The 8,741-nt window shown below is 39.7% G+C and carries 10 protein-coding genes; 7 read left to right on the top strand and 3 right to left on the bottom strand.

Going from position 1 to position 8,741, the window contains the following annotated elements; genetic code table 11:
* Window positions 1–194: 194 nt before the first annotated feature.
* Complete coding sequence (locus tag IQ228_RS14915) at window positions 195–428, bottom strand: hypothetical protein (protein WP_027403919.1); 234 nt, start codon at window positions 426–428, stop codon at window positions 195–197.
* Between IQ228_RS14915 and IQ228_RS14910 the strand changes: the two genes are divergently transcribed.
* The 6 genes from IQ228_RS14910 (at window position 421) to IQ228_RS14885 (ending at window position 7,171) form a co-directional block, all read left to right on the top strand.
* The gene (locus IQ228_RS14910; RefSeq protein ID WP_035082715.1) at window positions 421–1,995 is read left to right on the top strand and encodes a photosystem II high light acclimation radical SAM protein; all 1,575 of its coding nucleotides are present in this window, start codon (window positions 421–423) and stop codon (window positions 1,993–1,995) included. The two genes, IQ228_RS14915 and IQ228_RS14910, sit on opposite strands and share 8 nt — an antisense overlap.
* Window positions 1,996–2,166: 171 nt before the next feature.
* Window positions 2,167–3,567 carry a DICT sensory domain-containing protein gene (locus IQ228_RS14905; protein WP_027403921.1) on the top strand — a complete coding sequence of 467 codons (1,401 nt, stop codon included), beginning with the start codon at window positions 2,167–2,169 and terminating at the stop codon, window positions 3,565–3,567.
* Window positions 3,564–4,217, top strand: coding sequence for a pentapeptide repeat-containing protein (locus tag IQ228_RS14900; RefSeq protein WP_027403922.1), 654 nt, complete (start codon window positions 3,564–3,566; stop codon window positions 4,215–4,217). The genes IQ228_RS14905 and IQ228_RS14900 overlap by 4 nt, the downstream gene beginning before the upstream one ends.
* A 455-nt stretch (window positions 4,218–4,672) precedes the next feature.
* Complete coding sequence (gene rfbC, locus IQ228_RS14895) at window positions 4,673–5,218, top strand: dTDP-4-dehydrorhamnose 3,5-epimerase (protein ID WP_027403923.1); 546 nt, start codon at window positions 4,673–4,675, stop codon at window positions 5,216–5,218.
* Window positions 5,211–6,098: a dTDP-4-dehydrorhamnose reductase gene (gene rfbD / locus IQ228_RS14890; protein WP_193963338.1), complete on the top strand. Its 888-nt coding sequence runs from the start codon at window positions 5,211–5,213 to the stop codon at window positions 6,096–6,098. The genes rfbC and rfbD overlap by 8 nt, the downstream gene beginning before the upstream one ends.
* Window positions 6,095–7,171 (top strand): glucose-1-phosphate thymidylyltransferase, encoded by a 1,077-nt coding sequence (locus IQ228_RS14885; RefSeq protein WP_027403925.1) that lies wholly within the window; start codon window positions 6,095–6,097, stop codon window positions 7,169–7,171. The genes rfbD and IQ228_RS14885 overlap by 4 nt, the downstream gene beginning before the upstream one ends.
* Before the next feature lie 215 nt (window positions 7,172–7,386).
* Here IQ228_RS14885 and IQ228_RS14880 read toward each other — a convergent pair whose 3' ends face one another.
* Together IQ228_RS14880 and IQ228_RS14875 are read right to left on the bottom strand one after the other, a co-directional pair.
* Window positions 7,387–7,611 carry a hypothetical protein gene (locus IQ228_RS14880; protein WP_193963336.1) on the bottom strand — a complete coding sequence of 75 codons (225 nt, stop codon included), beginning with the start codon at window positions 7,609–7,611 and terminating at the stop codon, window positions 7,387–7,389.
* Window positions 7,612–7,646: 35 nt separating this feature from the next.
* Entirely contained in the window at window positions 7,647–8,030 is a 384-nt protein-coding gene (locus tag IQ228_RS14875; RefSeq protein ID WP_228043885.1) for a helix-turn-helix domain-containing protein, read from the bottom strand.
* A gap of 202 nt (window positions 8,031–8,232) precedes the next feature.
* On the opposite strand from IQ228_RS14875, the gene IQ228_RS14870 reads away from it, so the two are divergent.
* Window positions 8,233–8,556: a type II toxin-antitoxin system PemK/MazF family toxin gene (locus IQ228_RS14870; RefSeq protein ID WP_228043884.1), complete on the top strand. Its 324-nt coding sequence runs from the start codon at window positions 8,233–8,235 to the stop codon at window positions 8,554–8,556.
* Window positions 8,557–8,741: the final 185 nt, after the last annotated feature.

Genomic DNA, 8,741 nt, shown 5'->3' with positions numbered 1-8,741 from the left:
GTATTTACTTAACAAAATAGACGATAAAGGAGAATCTCCATTGTTATATCCGCTAGAATCTCCGTAAATCCTTTACAGACAAGAATTTCCCCTTTTTACCGCCAAGATTTATCATCCCTGGTAAGTTGAATTATTTCTTGCATCTATCTTCGGAGTTACCACGAAAAATCATCGCTAAATTCATAAACTCGATGTTATGGTAAATGTATATGAAAATTTCGTTCATAAATCCCATCTATATATAACAAGCAAATTTTATGCAGTGCAGTTTTCACATTCACTTTGATCACTAACGGCAAAATTTTTTGCATACCACAAAACAACTGAAATGTCAAAAATAATGCTAGTCCAGTCAGAAGCAAATTCACAATTCCTCTAGTCTTTTTCTCAACTACGGCAAGCATTACAGTTAAACCACGTATGAACACAACTAAAATCCTCTACGTTCGCCTTCCCTGTAACCCTATCTTTCCGATTGGGGTTGTCTATCTTTCCGATCATGTCCACAAATTATTTCCCCATACCGAACAGCGAATTCTTGACTTAGGCACAATCCCCCCCCTAGATTATACTTCCGCCCTAGACCGATGTATTGATGAGTTTCAACCCACCCTACTAGTCTTTTCCTGGCGAGATATTCAAATTTACGCTCCAGTGGGTGGACGGGGCGGCAATCCTCTGCAAAACGCCTTTGAATTCTACTACGCGAAAAACCCGGTTATAAAATTGCGTGGTGCTTTGGGCGGGTTGAGAATTTTTATTGCTTATTATGTAGAATTATGGCGCAATTTGGGACTAGTTAAACGGGGTTTAAAACGCGCCCAAAAATATCAATCTCAAGCCCGTGTAGTCTTAGGTGGTGGTGCAGTTAGCGTATTTTATGAACAGTTGGGTAAAAGCTTACCGCCCGGAACAATTATTTCCGTAGGTGAGGGAGAAATCCTACTCACAAAACTGCTCAAGGGTGAAGATTTTCAGGATGAGCGCTGTTATGTAGTGGGAGAAAATAAACCACGTCAACGGCTAATTCATGAACAACCCACCCCCCTAGAAAAAACAGTTTGTAATTACGATTACATCGAAACTATTTGGCCGGAATTTAATTATTACCTGCAAGAACAGGACTTTTATATTGGTGTTCAAACCAAACGCGGTTGTCCCCATAATTGCTGCTACTGTGTTTATACAGTAGTTGAAGGTAAACAAGTCCGCATTAACCCTAGTGATGAAGTTGTAGCAGAAATCCGAGAATTATATAACCGGGGTATTCGCAACTTTTGGTTTACAGATGCTCAATTTATCCCCGCCCGGAAATTCATTGATGATGCTGTAGAACTTCTCCAGAAAATCGTTGATTCGGGAATGTCGGATATCCATTGGGCAGCATACATCAGAGCCGACAACTTAACACCCCAATTGTGTGAGTTAATGGTAAAAACAGGCATGAATTATTTTGAAATCGGGATTACCAGCGGTTCTCAAGAACTGGTTCGCAAAATGCGAATGGGTTATAACTTGCGGACTGTTTTACAAAATTGCCGTGATTTAAAATCCGCCGGTTTCAATGATGTAGTTTCTGTTAACTACTCCTTTAATGTGATTGATGAACGTCCCGAAACTATTCGTCAAACTATTGCCTATCACCGCGAACTAGAACGGATTTTTGGGGCTGATAAAGTTGAACCTGCTATTTTCTTCATTGGACTCCAACCCCATACCCATTTAGAAGAATATGCCTTTAAAGAGGGTATTCTCAAGCCTGGTTATGATCCTATGAGTTTAATGCCTTGGACAGCCAAAAAACTCCTCTGGAATCCTGAACCATTAGGTTCTTTCTTCGGTGCGGTTTGCTTACAAGCTTGGCGACAAAATCCCAATGACTTCGGACGAGAAGTGATGGATATTTTAGAAGCCAAATTGGGTTGTGCTGATTTGGAAGATGCACTTTCTGCACCCATAGAAAAACCAGATAAACAGTTAGCAAGCGTATCTTAAAACTCCTGGGCGATTAGCCCGGGTGATTAGAAATCACGGCTACACAAACAAAGTCCGCCTGCGCGGACTAATTAAAAATTAAGGGTTTGAAATGAAACCCACGCAGGTGGGTTTTGCCTGTGTAGACGCGGCTTATAAGCGCCGTATTATCGGAAATCCCCAATTAATTCCATGTTACAAGGTTCAATTCTCCAACAGTTAGAAGCATCTCACCGCCACAGTGCTAGACCTATTCATTTTGGCGTGTACTATAAAAATACCTTAGTGTCTCTCTGCCATGCTTTGGAAGATCATATTCTAACTAAAGATAATGATCCTTTCGTGATCACGGCTTTCCAGGAGGGTAAATGGTATCTGGAAGAGGCTCAAAGATACGCAGATATCGCGCAACACAGCCGGGAAATTGTCATTATGGCAACGGCTGATTCTGGTTTTGCTGAACATCCAACCGGTCAATTACCTAACATTGATTTGGTGGGACTAGCTGCTGATGATCCTGTGGCGCAGGAGTGGCACTTGATTATTCTAGCCCCTGATTACACGGCTATGGTAATTTGTCAAGAGTTATCTGAAGCTGACTATGGGAAAGATGGATTACCAACTTGCGATTTAGAGCGTAAATTCTATGGTTTATGGACATTTGAACCGGAATTGGTGGAGGAAACCGCAGAGTTAGCGATCGCTCACATTCAAGACTATCATCCCGAACTAGCGCTCAAACTGAGTCAATATAAACAAGCAATTCACCCAGCTATCTGTCCGGGCGAAGAAGTAGCTACCGTTGTCTCTCGTGTTGTTGATTACCTCAAAACCGGGCAAGGTAACTTACCTGTTCTCACCGCATCCCACCAAAAATTTCTAGATCGTAACTTGGTATCTAACGAAATTCAGGCATTTTTGCGGATGGCACAGTTGATTGATCTAGCAGATAGTCGTAACCCCGCCGCTGCCTCAGAAGTAGCATCTCTTGTCGAAACAATGGGGCAATTATTAGATTTACCCGCATGGCAAATTAAAAGATTACGCCTAGCTGCTTTTTTGCATCGCTTAGACCCACTGCAAAAAGCCGAAAGCCTGATTAGTCCCACCCATATAACAACAGCTTATCAAGAACAATCTCCTAGTTGTCCTCTGGCTTGTCCCCTCGTCCCAGGAGCGCAAGCATTACGAATCATGCCACGACTACGAGCCATAGCCCAAATTATCACCCACCAAAGCGAATGGTGGAATGGTACAGGCGAACCCGCCGGTTTAGCCGGTGATGATATTCCTTTAGAATCACGAATTTTGTCATTGATAGCAGAATTTCAGCTACAAGTCAATCAGTATAAATACTCCAGCAAAGGAGAAGCAGAGATATTTACTCAAGCCTTAGATCAGTGTCGAAAACAACAATCTACCCGCTTTGATCCTAAACTTGTAGATACATTAACTTTATTAGTGATGGGTTTACAACAGGGGCTTGATTTACCGATAATGACACCCAAGGTCAGCAGTGGTTTATGGTTACTTGACTCCCGTTGGGATGCCGACAGCAAAAGTAGTGAGCAGATTTCAGTGTACAGCAAATGAATATAGAAACCATTAGATTAGGGCAAAACAAACAACTTCCCGGTGCAAATTTAGAAGATGAGGATCTATCTCACCTAGATTTAAGGAAGATAAATTTAACAGGGGCTAAACTGGTGGGGACTGACTTCACTGGTTCTAAATTAGAGGGTGGTCATTTTGAAGGTGCAAATTTAATGGGGGCAAACCTACAAGAAACCGACCTGCGGGCTAACTTGATGGGTGCAAACTTGATGCAGGCTAACTTGACAAGTGCGGACTTACGTGGTAGCAACTTACGGGGTAGTAACTTGATGGGATCAATCCTCAACGATGCCTCTTTAGCTGGTGCTTTTTTAAGTGGTGCTAATTTGCATGGTGTAAATTTGCAGAGTGTTGACTTACGATGTGCAGATTTACGAGGTGCAAATTTAACGGGAGCTAATCTCAAAGGTGCAGATTTAAGCGGTGCAGATTTACAAGGTGCTGTACTAATTGAAGCGAATCTTGAAGAAGCAGATTTAAGAACAGCAAATTTAGCAGGGGCTAATTTAACCGGAGCTAATTTACTCTGTGCTGAATTAGATGCAGTGAAGTTAAACGGGGCAAATTTAGATCGGGTGTGTTTGCGGGGAACAGTTTTGGAAGCTAGTACTGCCGCAGGAGGAAATTAAGGCGTTGCTGAATTAGGGTATGAAATTGAAAAATCAATGATTTCAAACTCTTACTCTCTGCGACTGGAGCACCTCTGCGTGTGCCGTATGCATAACAAAATCATACTCTTAACCAGCAACGCCCATTTTTCTTTGTCGGATTTGGAAAATTGAGGATATCCAGATCGTTGAAACTGTTCCCTGTTCCCTGCCTTCACAGACAAATTATTCAGCAAACCCTATAAGTAGTGAGACAGAATTAATTACATAATGCCATTGCGTAAGCGAAGATTGGCGTTAGCCATATGGAACGAAGTGAAATGAAGCAATTCCAAGGGTTGTGATTGCTTCCCTTCCCTCGCAATGACTGTAAATATCTTTGTCCAATTACTTATAGTTCCTCTGGGTTCTCGGATCAGGGATTAACTGAAATAATGATATTGTTATGAGTGTTATTTCCGAGATTTAACAGTTTAATGAATATTATCTCCACCTCTATTCCTGATATTCTTCTCCTCGAACCCCAAGTTTTCCAAGACTCACGGGGCTTTTTCTTAGAATCCTATAATCAGAAAACATTCACAGAGAAACTGGGAATTACAGCCAACTTTGTCCAGGATAATCACTCAAAATCTGAATACAATGTGCTACGAGGCTTACATTACCAAATCATCCAACCTCAAGGTAAATTAGTTCGCGCCATTGTTGGTAAAATCTTTGATGTCGCAGTAGACATGAGAAAAAACTCCCCCACCTTTGGACAATGGGTAGGTTACGAACTCAGCGCCGAAAACAAACGCCAATTGTGGATACCAGCAGGATTTGCTCACGGCTTTCTCGTGCTTTCAGAAACTGCCGAAGTTTTGTACAAAGCTACAGATTATTATACACCACCAGGCGATCGCGCTATACTTTGGAATGATCCAGATTTAGCTATAGATTGGCCTCTGAAAACACCCCCAATTTTATCAGCTAAAGATAGCAACGCTCCAACTTTCAAAAACGCCGAAGTTTATGAATAAATCAATATTATTAATAGGTAGTAACGGACAAGTTGGAACAGAACTACAACATACCCTTGCATCCAACTACAAAATTATAACAGTTGCGCGTCCGCAAATAGACTTAACTCAACCTGAAAACTTACGCCAAATTATCAGAGAAACCCAACCGGAAATAATTATCAATGCGGCTGCTTACACCGCAGTAGATAAAGCCGAAAGTGAACCAGATATTGCTCACATAATTAATACTACAGTTCCCCAAATTATTGCTGAAGAAAGTCAAAAATTAGGAAATTTATTAATTCACATTTCCACAGATTACGTATTTGATGGTAACAGTAATTATCCCTATCAAGAAAACAAGATTACCAATCCATTGAGCGTATATGGAAAAACAAAATTAGCCGGAGAAATAGCAATTCAAAATATTTGCCCTCAACATATAATTCTCCGTACAGCTTGGGTTTATGGAACTTATGGAAAAAGCAACTTCGTTAAAACCATGTTACGACTAGGTATTGAAAGACCGGAAGTTAGAGTAGTTGCCGATCAAATTGGTAGTCCTACATGGGCGCGAAATATAGCCTTAGCAATTACCCAAATTATCCCCCAATTAACATTAGAAACTGCGGGAATTTATCACTATACAAATAGTGGTGTAGCCAGTTGGTATGACTTCGCCATAGCTATCTTTGAAGAAGCAGAAAAACTCGGTTTCCCCCTCACCATCAAAAATATTATCCCCATTACCACTCCCGAATATCCTACACCAGCAAAACGTCCTGCTTATTCTGTCTTAGCTTGTGAGAAAATATCCAAAGTCTTGGGAACTTATTCTCCTCATTGGCGACAAGGACTCAGATTAATGTTAAAAGAATTACAAGAAAAATCTCTATGAAAGCCCTAATTTTATCCGGTGGAAAAGGTACTCGTTTACGCCCATTAACTTATACAGGAGCAAAACAACTTGTACCCGTTGCCAACAAACCAATTTTATGGTATGGCATTGAAGAAATGGCTACAGCAGGGATTACTGATATTGGTATTATTATCAGCCCAGAAACCGGGGAAGAAGTCAAGAGTAAAACCGGAAATGGTGAAAAGTTCGGCGTTAATATTACCTATATTTTACAAGAAAAACCGGCAGGATTAGCCCAAGCTGTCCAGGTTGCCCGTCCTTTTTTAAAAGATTCACCCTTTGCCATGTATTTAGGTGATAACCTAATTCAACAAGGTGATTTGAGTTCATTTTTAGATAAATTTACTCAACAACAACCAGATGCTTTAATTCTGTTACGGGAAGTCACAAATCCTAGCGCTTTTGGTGTGGCAAAGGTAGATGAAAAAGGCAGAGTATTACAATTAATTGAAAAGCCGAAAATTCCGCCTTCAAACTTAGCATTGGTAGGGGTTTATTTCTTTTCACCAGTTATCCATGAGGCGATTTCTCTGATTAAACCTTCAGCTAGAGGAGAATTAGAAATTACTGATGCAATTCAATGTTTAATAGATCAAGAAAAAGAAGTTTTAGCCTGTAATCTTGACGGTTGGTGGTTAGATACAGGTAAAAAAGATGATTTATTAGAAGCTAACCGTCTCATTCTTGATACCTATTTAACAAAATCAATTCTGAGTGATATTGACTCTACAACCCAGATTACTGGAAGAGTGGAAATTGGCGTTGGATCTAAAATTACCAACTGTACAATTCGCGGACCTGTGATCATTGGTAATAACTGTTATTTAGAAAACTGTTTTATCGGTCCTTATAGTAGTATTGCCGATAATTCAACACTGATAGAAACAGATTTAGAACACAGCGTAGTATTAGAAGGTGCTAAAATCACTGGCATTCAACAACGAATTATTGACAGCCTAATTGGACAACGCGCCCAATTAAGTATTGCCCCCCGTCGTCCTAAAGCATTACGCTTTTTAATTGGTGATGATTCGCAAATTGAATTGACTTAAAGGCAAGAGGTATCATTCTAGACACTGTACCAATATTCAATAAAAAGGCTGGTTTTAGCAATACTATAAATACCTTGCTACAACTGGCTTTTATTTCAATATGTTCTGTCATGATTATTTCTTTTTATTTTATCTTTAGGACTTACGCACAAGTTACTAAAAACGAACCACAGAGAACACAGAGGAATGAAAGTTTGAGATCGAGTAAGTATCTACTATTCATCAAAGTCAACCTTTTCACAATCTTGTTTTATTGCTTCACTCATTAGCTGTAAGTCTTCTTTGGGTATTGAACCGGCAAACTCTAGTAATTCTTTACCGGGAACGCCTTTGATTTTTGATTTTGTTAAATTGCGGGCAAATTCCAGGACCTGATATTGCAAGTCTTGAGGTATTATGTTTAATTGTTGAATAATTTGATCAGAAATAGATGTAGTCATAATTTCCTTGAATTTTGACTTTGAATGAGTGCAAATTAAACTACTGTTATCCGTGCATTATCTCTCAATTTAGGTTTGACTGTAATTTCTACATCAATTCCCAAAGTATTGAGAAATCTAAACATTCTTTCTAGAGAAAAACCTGTAAATCTTCCTCTCATTAAAGCAGAAACTTTTGGTTGATCAATTCCTAATAATTCGGACGCTTCTGCTTGGGTGATATGACGTGCAATAATAGCATTACTGATTTTACGTGCAAGTTCTGCTTTTACTAGCATTTCCTCTGGGTTGGGTAAATCTAAATCAGCAAATACGTTACCTCTACTGGTTTTTATGGCTCTTGCGTCTCTTTTATGGTGATTGAGGATTGATGATAACAAAACCCTTGCGGGACAAGGGTTATAAACAATTATTTCCATATTTTCAATGAAATGTCTACACAATAGGGCTTTCAATGATTTTGAACCAGGTTTTCCATAAAAATAACCGAAGAACCGTTTTTATTTCAATCTTTTCTGTATTGTAATTGTGCATCTACTTTAATTACTCAATTACAGGGATTTGCAATGATATCTTATTAGATGATATCAACACAACAGAATGGGATAAAGATGAATGGCAATGGTAGTCAACAGATTTGATGTATTCCTAGTTAATCTTGACCCTCCCATTGGCAGTGAAATTAAAAAAACACGCCCTTGCTTAATAATCTCACCCAACGAAATCAACCATTATATTTCCACCGTAATAGTTACACCAATGACAACAAAAGGGCAACTATACCCCACAAGAGTAACCTGTCAATTTCAAGGAAAAGAAGGGCAAATCGTACTTGACCAAATTCGCACAATAAATAAAACTCGACTAATCAAACTTCTCGGTCAAATTACCACAGAAGAACAAAAAGCCGTTTTGGATATCTTAGCGGAAATGTTCGCAGAATAAATAACCTTCTTCTTCCTTCGTGTCCTATCCCTACGGGACGCTGCGCGTTAGCTTCTTCTTGACACTCCCCGGTCTAAAGACACGGGGATTCTTAATCGAATAATTGCAAACACAACTGCTCGAATAATATCCGCTTTTCAGGTATTACCTTAGATGTACGGTTCCCCGCCTGATGCCGTTTGCCA

Source organism: Dolichospermum sp. LEGE 00246 (assembly GCF_015207865.1).
GTDB lineage: Bacteria > Cyanobacteriota > Cyanobacteriia > Cyanobacteriales > Nostocaceae > Dolichospermum > Dolichospermum heterosporum.
This window is presented reverse-complemented; position numbering and strand designations above follow the sequence as displayed.

Excerpts from the sequence above, each read along its gene's own strand:
- IQ228_RS14870 (WP_228043884.1), top strand. The coding sequence starts at position 8,233 with ATGGTAGTCAACAGATTTGATGTATTCCTAGTTAATCTTGACCCTCCC.
- rfbD (WP_193963338.1), top strand. The coding sequence starts at position 5,211 with ATGAATAAATCAATATTATTAATAGGTAGTAACGGACAAGTTGGAACA.
- IQ228_RS14885 (WP_027403925.1), top strand. The coding sequence starts at position 6,095 with ATGAAAGCCCTAATTTTATCCGGTGGAAAAGGTACTCGTTTACGCCCA.
- IQ228_RS14880 (WP_193963336.1), bottom strand. The coding sequence starts at position 7,611 with ATGACTACATCTATTTCTGATCAAATTATTCAACAATTAAACATAATA.
- IQ228_RS14905 (WP_027403921.1), top strand. The coding sequence starts at position 2,167 with ATGTTACAAGGTTCAATTCTCCAACAGTTAGAAGCATCTCACCGCCAC.
- IQ228_RS14875 (WP_228043885.1), bottom strand. The coding sequence starts at position 8,030 with ATGGAAATAATTGTTTATAACCCTTGTCCCGCAAGGGTTTTGTTATCA.
- IQ228_RS14900 (WP_027403922.1), top strand. The coding sequence starts at position 3,564 with ATGAATATAGAAACCATTAGATTAGGGCAAAACAAACAACTTCCCGGT.
- rfbC (WP_027403923.1), top strand. The coding sequence starts at position 4,673 with ATGAATATTATCTCCACCTCTATTCCTGATATTCTTCTCCTCGAACCC.
- IQ228_RS14910 (WP_035082715.1), top strand. The coding sequence starts at position 421 with ATGAACACAACTAAAATCCTCTACGTTCGCCTTCCCTGTAACCCTATC.